This window comes from Myxococcus xanthus (assembly GCF_013116825.1).
Taxonomy (GTDB): domain Bacteria; phylum Myxococcota; class Myxococcia; order Myxococcales; family Myxococcaceae; genus Myxococcus; species Myxococcus xanthus_B.
This window is the reverse complement of record NZ_JABFNS010000014.1, coordinates 77530-91073: the sequence shown is the minus strand read 5'-3', so window position 1 is coordinate 91073 and position 13544 is coordinate 77530. Positions and strand designations below refer to the sequence as shown.

The following is a 13544-nucleotide window of genomic DNA, read 5'->3' as shown; positions in this document are numbered from 1 at the left end:
GGTTCGAACTCGCGGGGCTTGTCGAAGCGGGGCGGCTCGTTGCCCAGGACGACCTCGCGCTTGTGCCGCTCGGCGCCCTTGTCCAGGGCCTTGATGCGCTGGAGCCCGGCGCGCAGCCTGTCATAGGTGACGTCGTTGGGGACGACGTCCAGGCGCAAGAGGCCCTCGTGGACATAGGGCGGCGGGGAGCGGTCGAAGGCGAGCTGGATGCGCGTGGCGGTGGCGCGGGAGATGAGCGCGCGGGCAGGCTCCTTCACCTCCGCCCGGCGGGGCAGCACGGCCACCAGGTCGCCGTTGTGCAGGCGGGTGGGCAGGGGGCGGCGGTCCGCGCGGCCCAGGGTGACGAGGAAGCGGCCTCCCAGGCCGACCTCCTCCTCGATGGACTCCAGGTCCAGGACGGACAGCCCGTGCTCCTCGCGCTCATGCAGCGTGAGGCTCTGGGCGAGCGCGGCCAGGCGGGCTTTCTCGGCCTCGCGTTCCTGGGCGAGGAGCGAGCCGAGCTGGTCGAAGAAGGAGACGTCACGGGCCATGGGCTTGTCATGCCACTGGGGCGGGGCCAGGGCCAGTGGGACGGACGTCCGCGTGTTCTGGAGTGCGAGAGGGAGCCTGAAGGCTGGGGTAGAATGACGGGATGCATCTGCCTGGGGGCATTGTCGAAAACGTGCGCAAGCGTCCTGGCATGTACTGCGGTGACCTTGGCGAGTACGGGCTGCATCACCTCGTCTATTTCCTCCTGGACGTCGCCTACGAAGAAGCTCGCTGTGGGGAGTGCAGGGACGTGGTGTTGGAGGTGGGAGGGGAGCGAGGGGTGCGCGTCCACTTCGTTCCGGACGCGACCATCTTCGAGGTGCTCGCCTTCGACAGGGCTCGCCTTTCCCGTCGCTGTAACGAGCTGGCGGCGCTCGCTCCTGGGCTGCGCGTCAGTTTCGCCGACCTCCAGCGGGGAGCGCGCACGCTGTGGCATCTGCCCGGTGGCGTGGCGCAGTGGGCTCACGCCCTCACGCAGGCTCGGCCTCATCTCCACCCCGAGCCGGTCGCCTTCGACTTCACGTGGGACGGACTGCGCATCCAGTGTGCATTGCAGTGGTGCGAAGACGAGGACAGCACGTTGCTGTCGTTCGCCAATGCCGTGCGGACCGTGCGGCATGGCGCACACGTGAAGGGTGTCACCCAGGCGCTCCGGGGTGCACTGGCGAAGCTCTCAGGTGAGACGCGGGGGGCATTCCCCTGGGTGCGGGTGGCGCGGGGACTGACGGCCATCGTCGCCGTGAGTGGACCCCGGAGGCAGATGGCGTTCGCGGGCCCCACCAAGGAGTTGCTGGCCATCCCTGGCCTGGAGGAGGCCATCCGCAAGCAGCTCCAGCCCCTGTTCATCGAGCTCCTTCGCGAGCACCCGGTGACGCCGGCACTCCTGGCACGGCGTACGAGCGGCTCGCGGTAGCACTCCAGAAACAGTCCGGGCCGGCACTCCCGCGAAGGGAACACCGGCCCGGCGCCTGCGTCAGCTCAACCCTGGCCTGCTAGATCTTGCCGCCGCTCACGACCAGCGCGTAGGTCGCGTCCAGCACGCGCGTCGCCAGATTCGTGTCCTCGATGATTTCGTCACCAATCACCTCCACGGTCCACGTGCCGGCGGCGGGGTTGGTGAGGAACACGTTCTCCACCGTATCCACCTTGTTCGACACGCCGCCCGCCGTGGAGACGTTGCTCGCCGTCAGGCCGTTGTTACCCCAGTAGACGACGCCGGTGGGGGACGTCACGCGCAGCGAAAGGTCGTTGATGCGGGCGTGCGCCGCGCCCACCGTGCCGGCGGGGTCGGTGTAGACCATGGTGACGTTGAGCTCCGTCTCCCCGGGAGTCACGGTGACGTTGTACGTATTCGTGCCGAGCGGGAGCAGGGTGTCCGTCTCGTTGATGATGCTCGTCACGGCGGCGCGGTCATACAGGCGCTTCACGTCCGCGGTGCCCCAGCCCTGCCGCGCGCGCGTCAGGTCGCCGTTGGAGCCACCCGCGAGCCAGTTGTAGCGATGCGCCATGTTGATCATCAGCGCCTTCGCCGTGGCCATCTTCGGACGGCTGGCGAAGACATCCGCGCCACCGCCGAAGCCCGCCCAGACGCCCTCGTGCCACATCTGGAACAGCAGGCCGAAGTGTCCCGCCGTCTGCGGCGTGGCCGCGCTGGTCCCGCCGAAGTTGGTGTAGGACGTGTCGCTGGTGTTCGACGCGGAGCGGATGAGGTCGTAGTAGTACGACAGGTCCGGCTTGAGGCGGCCGTCCGCCGCCGGGCCCACGCTGGCGCCGCCATTCCACCGGTCATCCCCGCGGTTGGTGTTGTCGTAGTGGTACATGCCACCCACGGACACGATGTTCTTCGCCCACGCCTGTGGCCGCGAGTTCTGGTTGCCGGTGTTGCTCTGCGACTGCGTGCTGAGGATGGGGTACTGGAACAGGTAGTCATCCACCTCCGCGGAGATGGTGGTGTAGCCCGTCACCTGCGCGCTGCCCACGCTGGACGTCTGGAACACGGCGCGGTACGGCCCGGCCGGGTCGATGAGCTCCCGGTTGATGTCGTAGCGGGACTTGGTGCCGCCGAACTGGGAGGACTCGTTGTAGCGGTAGAAGATGCCCTGTCCGGAGGGAATCAGGCCGCGCGCCTCCGGGTTCACGCCTCGGGCGAAGTTGATGCTGTAGCAGGCGGTGCCGTGGAAGCTGCCCGTGGTGGACGTGCTGTGGATGAGGGGAGGCGTCGCCCATTCCTGGTGCGTGGTGCGCAGCTCCGTGTCGAAGATTTCGCCGCGGACGCCCTGACCCGTGAATCCCTCCACGCCCTCAAGGAAGGTCGCGCCGCCCACCTGACGGACGTTGTTGTTGTCGAGCTCACCCGGCCCGCCCCAGCGGTCGACGTACTGCACGGCGTTGGAGCGAATCAGCCGCTCCAACTGGGACTGGGTGAGGGTGGCCTCCACGCGCAGGCCGCCCGCCTCGATGAGCTCCACCGTGCCGCCCAGCGAGCGGACCAGCGAGGCGACCTCGCCCTGTCGCGCCGCGCCGCGCTCGCCCACCATGATGGAGTAGCGCTGCGGCTCCAGTTTCAAAGCGCGCCCCTGGAGGGACTCGCGCAGCACGCCTTCCACCCGGTACTCCGGATGGTACGCGCCCACCCAGCGGACATAGGGCAGCCCAGCAACGCGCTTGTGCGTGCTGGCGTTCATCTCCACGAGGAAGGTGTGGTCCGTGAGGAAGCGCAGCACCTTGCCTCCCGCGGCCGTGATGGCGTCGCGGTACTCCGGCAGGGGCGTGGCGTGGAACTGCACCAGGTGCAGGGTGTTGCTTGCGTCCGCGGTGAGCACGCCCGCGACCAGGGGCTGTGCGCCCTTCAGCGGATCGAAGCGCGCGTGCTCCAACCGCACCAGGTACTCGGTCGGCTGCACGCGGCCCAGCAGCGCCACGCCTCCCTGGCTGTAGGCGAAGAAGTCCTGGCGCCGGCCGTCCGCCGTCTCTTCCTGCCAGGTGTGGAGCTGGACCGACGCACGCGGCACATCGAGCGTCTTCAATGCATGGATGGGCTGGGCCGTCCGGTGGAAGATATGTCCGGCGCCCGTGGCAAGGGCATACGTCCCGCTCGCCGAGTGGTCGATGCCCGTGGCGAGGCGAGCCTTCTCGACCTCGGCACCGGTGAGGACCCGGGCGGGGCCCAGCGCGGCGGTGCTCCGGATGACGCTGGGGCGCAGGTCCGGTGTGTTCGCGGCGAGCGCCGTGACGGGCGCGGACAAGCCCCAACCGAGGGCCAGGAGGGACAGCGGGGACAACGAGGACGGCATACGCATGGCGGGTCTCCTTGAGAGGGACTTCCGTGCTGCACGACGCTTGAATCCTCGGAAAGCGAGACGTGCTTGTTAGTCTGCTTAAGCTGAGTGTGTCAATGCATGCCCAAGTCTGGGAATTCATTGGAATGACAAGCATTCGTGGCGTTTGGGTGACACCGCGGACGCGACCGATGTGTCGGGTTGAGTGTCTTTTTCGCGTGGCAGCGTTATTGCCTGGGCCGTCGCTGTCAGTCCCTCTCACGCAGAGGCGTCCGGAGCCGCCGTCATGGACCTGGTTCTCTTCGTTGGCTTGCAGGGCTCGGGCAAGAGCAGCCTCTACCGACAGCGTTTCGCGGCCACGCACGTGCACGTCAGCAAGGACCTGTGGCCCCACGCCGTTCGCAAGGAGGCCCGCCAGCGTCGCTACATCGCCGAGGCGCTGGCCGCGGGCCGGCCGGTGGTGGTGGACAACACCAACCCCTCCGCGGACGTGCGCGCGCCACTCATCGCCCTGGGGCGTGAGTACCAGGCCCGAATCATTGGCTACTACTTCGCGTCGAAGCTGGAGGACTGCCTGGCGCGCAATGCCTTGCGTGAAGGGCGCGCCCGGGTGCCGGAGGTGGCGTTGCGTGCCACCGTGAAGCAGCTCGAGCGGCCCCGGCTCGAGGAGGGCTTCGACGCACTGTTCTACGTGACGCTGGACGCCGACGGTGGCATCCGCGTCCAGCCCTGGATGGAGGAACCCGATGGACCCTGAGGAACTGGCGGCGCGAGCAAGGCAGGGCGAGGTGTTCCACGGTCAGCGCATGCTGCCGGGCGCCTGGGTGGTGCTGCGCGTGGATGGGCGGGGCTTCTCGCGCTTCACCGAGGCCCGCTTCGAGAAGCCCTTCGACCCGGTGTTCCACCAGTTCATGGTGCGCACCGCCAGCGTGATGCTGGAGGAACTCCAAGGCGTCTACGCCTACACGCAGAGCGACGAAATCTCCGTGCTCTTCCGGCCGGACTGGGCGCTCTTCGACCGCTCCGTCGAGAAGGTGGTGTCGCTGGCGGCGGGCCTGGCCAGCGCCACCTTCACGCACGCCGCGGGTGCCCCGGCGGTGTTCGACGGCCGCGCGTGGCTGGGCGCCTCGGAGCGGGCGGTGCTGGACTACTTCCTTTGGCGGCAGGCGGACGGCAGCCGGTGTTCGCTGCATGGCTGGTGCTACTGGACGCTGCGCAAGGAGGGCCGGAGCGCGGCGCAGGCCACCCGTGAGCTGGACGGCAAGCCCGTGAGCTACAAGAACGAGCTGCTGTTCCAGCGAGGCATCAACTTCAACGACGTGCCCCTGTGGCAACGGCGCGGAAGCGGGGGGTGGTGGGAGGCGTACCAGAAGGAGGGCGTGGACCCACGGGATGGCCGGCGGACCCAGACGCTCCGGCGGCGGCTCAAGGTCGACTCCGAGCTGCCGATGAAGGAGGCCTACGAGCACCTGGTGCGGGGCCTGCTCGCGGCGCCTGGGGCCGAGGCGGACTGATGCCCAGGGGCGTCAGCCCGCGGTGTCCGGCCCCCCGTTGAGGGGCAGCACCTTCCACAGCCGGGGCTTGTCGTATTGGGGCGGAATCATGCCCAGCGGCCAGCCCTGGGCGGTGACCTCCGCGTACCGGTAGCTGCGCCCGGCGTAGCGCAGCGCCGTGCCCTTGCCGGGCAGCCCCACGCCCACCGCCGCGTGGGACAGCGGGTCGGAGTACAGCACCACCGCGTCGACTCCCACCTGCCGCAGCAGCATCACCGCGAGCACCGCCTTGGAGTCGCAGTCGCCGCGATTCTCGGCGGGGACCAGCGCCGGCGGGACGATGCCGAAGGCCTCGTCCTCCGGCAGTTCGTAGTCGATGCTCTGAACGAAGCCGAGGATGAGCTGCGTGGCCTGCCCGGCATCCAGCCTCCGCTCGCGGATGGAGGCGACGAAGGTGTCACCCAGCCTCCGCACGGGCTCGGCGTTGGTGCGCATCAACTCCTCGTAGATGCAGCGCATGTCGGCGCTACAGCCGGGCGGTGCGTTGAACGAGAAGCGCTCCCTGCCCAGTGAGCGGTAGTGCAGCCGGCGGCCCAGCGCCGCGTGTTCCTCCGCCAGCGTCTGGGCCAGCGCTGTCCCCAGTCCGTAGGCGACGTGGTGCTCGGGGGGCTGGATGCTGTCCGCTCGCCAGTCGTAATCGCGAGCCCGCTGCGGTGAGGTGCCCGGCGGGAGCAGCACCAGTCCCAGATCCACCGCGCGGGCGCCGCTGGGATGGCCGGGCTCCGGTGGCGCGATGTCCATGCCCGCCAGATGGCCGAGCGTGCCCAGGCCACAGCAGCAGACGCAGCTGGCGAGGCCCACCACGCCGAGCATCCATTTGAAGAGCGTCTTCACGCGGGCGCGCGCAGCGTCCCTTCAGGGAGCTGGGGGAAGGGGATGAGCCCGTTGAGCGCCGCCTGGAGGCCCGGGGCGGTCAGCAGCGCCAGCACCAGCAGGATGGCGGAGAGGATGAGCGCCGCCGCGACGTTGCCCTTGCGCACCTCCGCCAACTCGTCGATGCCCGGCGTCATCCGGTCGAACAGCAGCACGCCCGTGCCGAGCACGGTGACGCCCACGGCCAGTGACAGCCCCACGTGCAGGACGGCCACCGCGACCAGCCGGCCCACGACCACCAGATGCAGGGGCGGATTCTGCACGGTGAGGTCCAGCGCGTCCGACGTGGCCTGCACCGCGTGCTGCACCAGCAGGCCCAGCGACACCAGGCTGGCGGCGTGGACGAGGCAGGCGGCGACGTTGCCCTGGCGCAGCTCCTCCACGGGGTTGGCGCCGAGGATGCGGCTCAGTCCACGCAGCGCGAGCCAGATGCCCAGCGCGGCGACGAGGCCGCCGAACACCACCTTGATGAGACCGACGAAGAGCAGGGCGAGGTCCATGACGAACGAGGCGAGCCGGGCGCCCTGGATGAGCGCCCGGCCTCGCATTCTAGCCCGGTGTTACTGCCGGCCGAAGGCCTGCGTCCAGTAGTGCCGGTACGTGCTGCTCGGCGCGTTGAAGTAGCCGACGCCCATCTCCAGCAGCGCCGGGTTCATGATGTTGTTGCAGTGCCCGGTGCTGGCCATCCAGCCATTCACCACGGCAAGCGCCGTGGAGTAGCCGGCCGCGATGTTCTCCGCGGCGTTGCGGTACGTGTAGCCCGCCCAGTTCATCCGCTGCCAGGGCGTGGAGCCGTCCGAGCCCGTGTGGCTCATGAAGTTGTTGGTGCCCATGTCCTTGGAGTGCTTGCGCGCCGCACACCGCAGCTGGGGGTTGTTGCTGAGCGCGGGCGCGGGCGGCTTGGCCACGCCGCCACAGACGGCCCCGGCGGCGCGGCGCTCGTTGACGAGCACGAGCACCTGGTCTTCCAGGGCCGTCCACGCCGAATTCCACGTCGTCACGTCGTCGCAGTACGCGGCGGCGGTGACCGTGGCGGACCCTTCCTGCGTCTCCACGGGCGGGATGACAACGCCTTCTCCAGTGGGCGTCTCAGGGGAGGTCTCCGGCTCACCACAGCCGGTGAACATCGCGGCACCCAGGACAGCGACAGCAAGAAAACGTGCGTTCATGACTGCTCCTTTCCACGGGGTGTGGAGCGCCATCCTCTCGCTTCACATGCCCGAATCGGAAGGCGCTGTCCGCACTCACTCCGGCGAGCGCCCGCTCGTCGGCCTGGCGTACTTCGATGGTCTTCATGGGCACCGTGTATGCGAGCGTCGTGCTTCTGAAGTCATTCACGGGCGGGGCGTCTAGCCCATCACTGTCCTGCCCGAGCCAGGTTCGATGGCGCCGTCCACGCCTGGAGCCTCGGGAAGCAGGCGCGAAACCCCATGAACCACACGGCGCCCGCCAGCAGGTCCACGGCATAGTGATAGCGCAGCACCAGCGTGGACATGAGGATGGCCACGGCGACGGGCACCATCAGACGGAATCGCCACGGGTGCTGGCGCCGGTCGTGTTCGAGCAGCACCAGCGTGATGTACGTGTGCAGGCTGGGGAAGAGGTCGTAGGTGGACGAGCCGTTCGCCACGACGGTGGCATTCAGTTGTGTGAGCCAGCCGCCCTCGATGGGGAGGGTGAACAGCTCCGGCCAGGCGGCCATGGGCCCGATGGCGGGCATCAAGTAGTAGCCGGCGATGCCCGGGACATAGGCGGAGAAGACGTCGACGAAGAAGCGCTCCGCCCGCGCACGGGGCCCCACCAGCGCCCAGGCCATGGCGAGGTGCAGGTAGCCGTGGAACGCCAGATAGCTGGCGCTGAAGAGTTCGTTGACCCAGGGCGTGCTCCACCGCTGGAGCCAGGCGGCCGGGGTGATGCCGAACAGGAACACGTCCGCGGACAGGAGCCAGGCGTCACGCGTCACGAGGCCCAGCGCGGGGACGGTCTGCTTCACGGAGGCATAGAAGAAGAACGTCGCGAGGTAGGCGAGCAGCAGCCGTGCCCGGAAGACATGGGCCACTGCATCCAGTCGCGCCAGCAGCGCCACGCTGGCCATGAACAGCGCCGTGCCGCCAACTGCTTGCGCGGTGGCCGCCGAGGAGACTCCCGCGACGAATACCAGCGCCGCCGAGAGGGCGATGCCGAACGCCGCCAGCAGGACTTCGTGCGGGTACATCCGCTCAGGCATCGGGCGTGGCGGGCTTCGCCCCTCGGATGAGCGAGCCGGAGAGGACGCCGCGCACGAACGAGAAGTAGGACGGGATGAAGGGCGCCCCCTGCGCGACGAGGTCCGCGCGCAGCGTCCGGTGCAACTCGGGCAGGTTGTACCAGGGCACCCGAGGGTACAGGTGGTGCTCCAGGTGGTAGTTCTCGTTGCACATGAAGAAGCGCGTCACCGGGTTCGACAGGATGGTCCGGGAGCCTCGGACCGGGTGCGTGCTCTCTGGCAGGAAGGTGTGCTGGCTCATGCCCCGGACGTTGACCAGGGTGTTGAGGAGGAGCATCGGAATCGCCCAGGCGTGGAGCAGCACCTGTCCGGGGATGAAGATGACCGCGGCCGTCAGGCCCGCGACGGCCAGCGCCACTTCGAACATCACCCATCGGCGCTCGGCGGTCGTTCCCTGTCGCCAGCCCAGGATGGGAATCATCGTGATGTAGGCGGGATAGCCGAGCAGCAGCCGGCCCACATGCATCAACAACTCCAGCCACCGCCGGCCCGTGTAGTTGGCGTAGTGGTCGGGGTCCTTCCCTCCGCCCAGGTCGGCATGGTGCTTCAGGTGCAGCACCTTGTAGGCCGCGTAGTTCTGCAACACCGGGAGCGCGCAGGCGATGCCACCCAGCCGGTTCAACCAGGGCCGCCGTGCGAGGCCGCCGTGGACGGCCTCGTGGGTGAACAGGCTGATGCCATGCAACGACGCCGCGGCGAGGAGGTACAGCGGGGCGCGAGCGAGCCAGTCTGTCCAGGCCGCGTCCCGCGCCGCGAGCACCACGGACAGCGCCGCCGCGCCCAGGTAGAGCATGAGGAACACGGCGAGCCGCGGAACGTGCCGCGCATCGACCTGCTCCAATTCACGCAACTGCGAAGGGGTGAGGGATTCTGTCGCGAGCGGCATGGAGGTTCCGAGGTAGAACCATGCCATGGAACCTGGCCTGGTTTCGACGCCACCCCTTCGCTTGAAGTTCGCCGTTGTCCGGGAGGATGCCGCGCTGGAGCTGGCGCTCGTCGAACGCACGCGGGCGCGGGCCGTGCTCACGGTGGCCTCGGGAGGCTGCACGCTCCTCACCCTGGCGCGGCGCCATCCCGCGCTCGAACTGGTGGGCTTCGATTTCAACCCGCGTCAGCTCGCGCATGTCCGGGAGAAGGCAGCGGGGCTCGGCAGCCTTCCGCTGTCGCGCTACAGCGTGGAAGCGGAGGACGCGGCGGCCCTGAATCAGCGAGGCGAATTCGAGGGGCTCTTCCGCACGCTCCGCCGCTTCATCGAGGAGTTCGTCGCGCCCGCGCACGAACTCGCCGCGTTCTTCGCGCCGGCCACTCCGGCCTCACAACGCCGGGAGGCCTGTGTCCGCTGGTTCGCTTCGCCCTACTGGCCCGTGGCCTTCGAGCTGGCCCTGGCGGCGCCGCTGCTGAACACCATGTTTGGTCCCGCGGCGACACAGCATGCCGAGCCCGGCTCGTATCCTGGCTATTTCCAGGCGGTCTTCGAACGCGGGCTCCAGCGAGAGGATGCGCCTCGAAATCCCTTCCTCCAGCACGTGCTGCTCGGCAGGTACTTGCGTGAGGATGCCCCCGAATATCTCCGGGCTGAAGGCCCGCTGGCGCTGACGCTCGTCCAGGGCTCGTTGCCGGATGTGCCGCGCCTGGACCGCTTCGACGTCATCTCGCTCTCCAACATCTTCGACTGGTCGGAGGACGCGCTGGTGGCGGAGTGGGCAGGGGCGCTCGCGCGTGAGGCACGGCCCGGTTGCGCCGTCCTCATCCGTCAGCTCAACAACCGCCGGGATCTTCGCCGCTTCTTCCAGCCCGCCTTCGAGTTCGATGACGCGCTCGGCGCGGAGCTGCTTGCCAGGGACAGGAGCCTGTTCTACGAGCGCATCGAAGTCGGCTTCCGCGTGCCAGGCAGCCCATGAGTGACGTGCGCTTCATCGTTGCCCGGCCCGACTCGCTCGGGCCCTATGTCGAGCGGCTGCGCCTGCTGGAGCGTGAAATCCTCTATCCACTCGCGGATGGGGCCGACCACTTCTTCATCGACCATGGGCCCGGCTACCACCCGTTCTTCTCCTCCATGGGAGAGGCGTACTTCCTGCTGGCGCTCCGTGGCGACGACTTGCTCGGTTCCGTGACGGGGGTGTTACGCCCGGTCTGGCACGGGACGCGGAAGGTGGATGCGCTCTACATCTGCGACCTCAAGCTGGCGAAGCACGCGCGGGGCTCCGGCCTCTCCACGAAGCTCCTGCTTCAGGGCCTCAAGCACCTCTTCCTCATTCCCCCGCTGCGCCGGATTCGTTTCCTCTACGGCGCGGCCATGCGCGGCGCCCGGGGCGACGTGATGCGCATCGCCCGTGGGTGGAATCCGCTGCGCATGGGGCGCCCCACGAGCCAGCTCGCGCTCTACTTCGTGCCGCCCGCTCGGCTTCAGGCGTTGGATACGCGGAGTGCACCCCCGCGCCCCACGGGAACAGGGCTCCGCCTGGGGCCCGCGCCCGCCAGGACGCTGGAAGGGGCGGGGTGGGGCACCACGGCGGGGGCCAAGGACCTTCAGCGGTTGTCCACGGGGCGCCCGTGGCCGCTGGTCCATCTGGCGGCGCCGCCCGAAGCCTGGACGCATGGCTGGGGCGAGTACCTTCGTACCTGCGGTGTGGAGTTGGCGGCGCTCGGGGAGGAGGCGCTCGCTTGTTTCAGCATCGACGAGCGGCTGGAGGACCACGTCCACTGGCTGCGAGAGGTGGGCATCGCTCCTGATTCGGTGTGCACCGTCTATTCTCTCGACCTCTCCTTTCCTGTCAGAGCGCCAGCATGGGTGCACCTCCCCTCGTCCGAAATCTGAAGCTGCGTCAGCACATCGCCGGGCTCAAGGCGGAGTGGAACGCATTGGATGCGCCCTACCTGCGCGCGCTGAGAGACGGCTCCTTCGCGCGGGAGGACTTCGTCGAAACGCAGCTCCAGTTCTCCTCCGCGGTGGCGCACTTCTCCAGGCCCATGGCGATGCTCGCCAGCCGGCTTCCGCAGCCCACCCAGCGGCTGCCGCTGGTGGAGAACATCTTCGACGAGCACGGACGCGGCACGTTGGCTCACGGCCACGAGCGCACGTTCCACCTGCTCCTCTCGCGCCTGGGCGTTGAGACAGCGCGCGTGGAGCACCATGTGACCTGGCCGGAGGTGCGTGCCTTCAACGTCGCGCTCACTGGCATCGCCGCGTTCGAGGGGCCGCACACGGGGCTCGCCGTGTTCGGCATCATCGAGGACCTGTTCAGCGGCATCTCCCTGGACCTCGGCCGCGCCATCGTCGCGCGGGGCTGGCTCCAGCACGGCGAGGTGGTGCACTACCCTACGCACGCGGATCTCGACGAGGAGCACGCGGAAGGCTTCTACCGGCAGTTGGATGCGCCCTACGAGACGGACGCGGGGGCCGCGGAGATTGAGCAGGGCCTGGTGTTGGGCGGGCACCTCTTCCTGGGGCTGTACGACGCGCTGTTCCGGGCGCGTCACCGTCGGCTGGATTAGGGCGGCGGCCCGCTGGGGCCTTCCCGTGCCGTGTCTTGGCTGGGACGCGGATGTTCCCGGAGTCGGCGCTCAGGGCTTGCGCGCTCGCAGCCGCCACACCTGGAAGGTGTGCAGCCGTCGCCCACGAAAGTCACCGAAGAACTCCACGGGGCCTTGCACCGTGGTGAAGCGAGAGGCCAGCTCCTCGGGGGGCTGCGCTCCGCCTTCGCTCACCCACAGGACGTCCTGCCCGGGCGTCACGTCCGGGGCGGCCCAGAGGTCATACTGACTGAAGCGGGCCGGTGCCCCCGTCTTCGTGAGCCGCCGCGCGTAGTAGGCCACCTGGGACGCCAGTTGGTAGTTGGGCGCGTAGACGGCGGCCACATTGTCGGGCGTCAGCTCCGGGAACAACCGCTGCGGCGTGGCCAGCTCGCGCAGGGCGCTCCAGCCGTGCGTCCGCCACAGCGCCCTGTCCCGGCGGAAGTGGAGCACGGGGAAGAGCAGGTGCGAGCCCACCACCAGCACCACCGCCAGCCCGCTGAACGCCGCCGCGCGCTGCCAGACGGGCCGCATGCCCGCCACGCCCACGCAGGCCGCGAGGTACGCCGCGGACGGCCAGTTGGCCTCGCCCCGGGTGCGCAGCGACGCGTAGCCGAAGAAGAGCAGGGGGACGCAGGCCGCCATGCGCAGCAGGAAGTGCTCGCGCGGACCGCGCACGCCGTACACCAGCGCGAGGGGAAAGAGCACCGGTCCTCCGAAGGCGAGCTGGCCCGCGAGGAACTCGCCGAAGGTGCTCCAACTGCTGCGCCAGTCGCGGCCCAGGCCATGGTTGAGCTGGAAGGCGAAGCCCACCCAGTCATGGCCCGCGTTCCAGAGCACCACCGGCGCGAAGAAGGCGCCCGCCAGCGTCGCCGTGCGCCACGCGCCCCAGGGCATCCGCCGCGCTCGCACCGTGGTGATGAGGAACGCCACGCCCAGCAGCACGGCCGGGTACTTCGACAGCAGGGCGCACCCTCCGGCCAGTCCCGCCAGGACCCATCGCTCCCGCCACAGGGCCCACAGGGCCAGTGTCCAGAACAGGAGCAGGGGCGAGTCGGGCGTGGGCCACACGCCAGCCACCGCGCCCGCAGGGACGACGCTCCACAGCGCCGCAGCCCGCCAGGCAATCGCCGCATCGCCATGGACGTCGCGCGCCAGCCGCCACACCGCGGCCACCGTCCCCACGCCGCACAGCATCGCCGTGCCCTCGATGCCCAGCAGGGCGATGTGCCAGGCCACCAACGGTGGATGGTCGAAGTAGCCCCAGTCGAGCTGGCGGGACCATTGCCAGTAGTAGGCGGTGTCGAAGTAGACGTCCGTGCCCAGCACCAGGGCGAGCCGCGCCGCCATCGCCACGCCGAGCAGCGCCACGCAGGTCTTCAGACTGAGGCCCGTCGAGGCGGGGGGCGGCGGAGACACGGCGGCGACCTACTCCGTCCGCCCCTCTGTTGACCACCATCCCTCCAGTGCTTTCGACTTGCCCGCCCTCACGCGGGTTCGTATCTCGACAGCCCGTCCTCTTCCTGGAGTCCC

13 protein-coding genes and 1 pseudogene are annotated in these 13544 nt (G+C 69.2%); 6 read left to right on the top strand and 8 right to left on the bottom strand.

Going from position 1 to position 13544, the window contains the following annotated elements:
- Nucleotides 1-530 (bottom strand): annotated as a pseudogene (locus HNV26_RS06285) (AAA domain-containing protein); the annotation flags it as partial.
- Nucleotides 531-661: 131 nt separating this feature from the next.
- On the opposite strand from HNV26_RS06285, the gene HNV26_RS06280 reads away from it, so the two are divergent.
- Nucleotides 662-1441 (top strand): DNA topoisomerase subunit B, encoded by a 780-nt coding sequence (locus HNV26_RS06280; protein WP_366816772.1) that lies wholly within the window; start codon nucleotides 662-664, stop codon nucleotides 1439-1441.
- 79 nt (nucleotides 1442-1520) lie between these two features.
- On the opposite strand, the gene HNV26_RS06275 is transcribed toward HNV26_RS06280, so the two are convergent.
- Nucleotides 1521-3827, bottom strand: a complete 2307-nt coding sequence (locus HNV26_RS06275) for a S8 family serine peptidase (protein ID WP_171445262.1) — start codon at nucleotides 3825-3827, stop codon at nucleotides 1521-1523.
- A 265-nt stretch (nucleotides 3828-4092) separates the two neighbouring features.
- Between HNV26_RS06275 and HNV26_RS06270 the strand changes: the two genes are divergently transcribed.
- Entirely contained in the window at nucleotides 4093-4563 is a 471-nt protein-coding gene (locus tag HNV26_RS06270) for an ATP-binding protein (protein WP_171445263.1), read from the top strand.
- Nucleotides 4553-5320 carry a tRNA(His) guanylyltransferase Thg1 family protein gene (locus HNV26_RS06265; protein WP_171445264.1) on the top strand — a complete coding sequence of 256 codons (768 nt, stop codon included), beginning with the start codon at nucleotides 4553-4555 and terminating at the stop codon, nucleotides 5318-5320. The genes HNV26_RS06270 and HNV26_RS06265 overlap by 11 nt, the downstream gene beginning before the upstream one ends.
- A gap of 12 nt (nucleotides 5321-5332) precedes the next feature.
- Here the strand turns inward: HNV26_RS06265 and HNV26_RS06260 are convergent, their stop codons facing one another.
- The 5 genes from HNV26_RS06260 to HNV26_RS06240 form a co-directional block, all read right to left on the bottom strand.
- Entirely contained in the window at nucleotides 5333-6193 is an 861-nt protein-coding gene (locus HNV26_RS06260; protein WP_171445265.1) for a hypothetical protein, read from the bottom strand.
- Nucleotides 6190-6780: a DUF350 domain-containing protein gene (locus HNV26_RS06255; protein ID WP_171445266.1), complete on the bottom strand. Its 591-nt coding sequence runs from the start codon at nucleotides 6778-6780 to the stop codon at nucleotides 6190-6192. Before HNV26_RS06255 ends, HNV26_RS06260 begins: the two co-directional genes overlap by 4 nt.
- A gap of 12 nt (nucleotides 6781-6792) precedes the next feature.
- A complete protein-coding gene (locus HNV26_RS06250; protein ID WP_253816278.1) occupies nucleotides 6793-7401 on the bottom strand; it encodes a CAP domain-containing protein in 609 nt (202 codons plus the stop codon).
- Between the two features lie 188 nt (nucleotides 7402-7589).
- A complete protein-coding gene (locus tag HNV26_RS06245; protein ID WP_171445268.1) occupies nucleotides 7590-8459 on the bottom strand; it encodes a phosphatase PAP2 family protein in 870 nt (289 codons plus the stop codon).
- The gene (locus tag HNV26_RS06240; protein ID WP_171445269.1) at nucleotides 8452-9411 is read right to left on the bottom strand and encodes a fatty acid desaturase family protein; all 960 of its coding nucleotides are present in this window, start codon (nucleotides 9409-9411) and stop codon (nucleotides 8452-8454) included. Before HNV26_RS06240 ends, HNV26_RS06245 begins: the two co-directional genes overlap by 8 nt.
- 34 nt (nucleotides 9412-9445) lie before the next feature.
- Between HNV26_RS06240 and HNV26_RS06235 the strand changes: the two genes are divergently transcribed.
- From HNV26_RS06235 to HNV26_RS06225, 3 genes are read left to right on the top strand one after another with little or no spacing between them, the layout of a single operon-like run.
- Complete coding sequence (locus HNV26_RS06235; RefSeq protein ID WP_253816277.1) at nucleotides 9446-10399, top strand: DUF3419 family protein; 954 nt, start codon at nucleotides 9446-9448, stop codon at nucleotides 10397-10399.
- The gene (locus tag HNV26_RS06230) at nucleotides 10396-11316 is read left to right on the top strand and encodes a GNAT family N-acetyltransferase (RefSeq protein WP_171452776.1); all 921 of its coding nucleotides are present in this window, start codon (nucleotides 10396-10398) and stop codon (nucleotides 11314-11316) included. The genes HNV26_RS06235 and HNV26_RS06230 overlap by 4 nt, the downstream gene beginning before the upstream one ends.
- Nucleotides 11286-11993: an iron-containing redox enzyme family protein gene (locus HNV26_RS06225; RefSeq protein WP_171440968.1), complete on the top strand. Its 708-nt coding sequence runs from the start codon at nucleotides 11286-11288 to the stop codon at nucleotides 11991-11993. Before HNV26_RS06230 ends, HNV26_RS06225 begins: the two co-directional genes overlap by 31 nt.
- Before the next feature lie 69 nt (nucleotides 11994-12062).
- On the opposite strand, the gene HNV26_RS06220 is transcribed toward HNV26_RS06225, so the two are convergent.
- Nucleotides 12063-13430, bottom strand: coding sequence for an ArnT family glycosyltransferase (locus tag HNV26_RS06220; RefSeq protein WP_171440967.1), 1368 nt, complete (start codon nucleotides 13428-13430; stop codon nucleotides 12063-12065).
- Nucleotides 13431-13544: the final 114 nt, after the last annotated feature.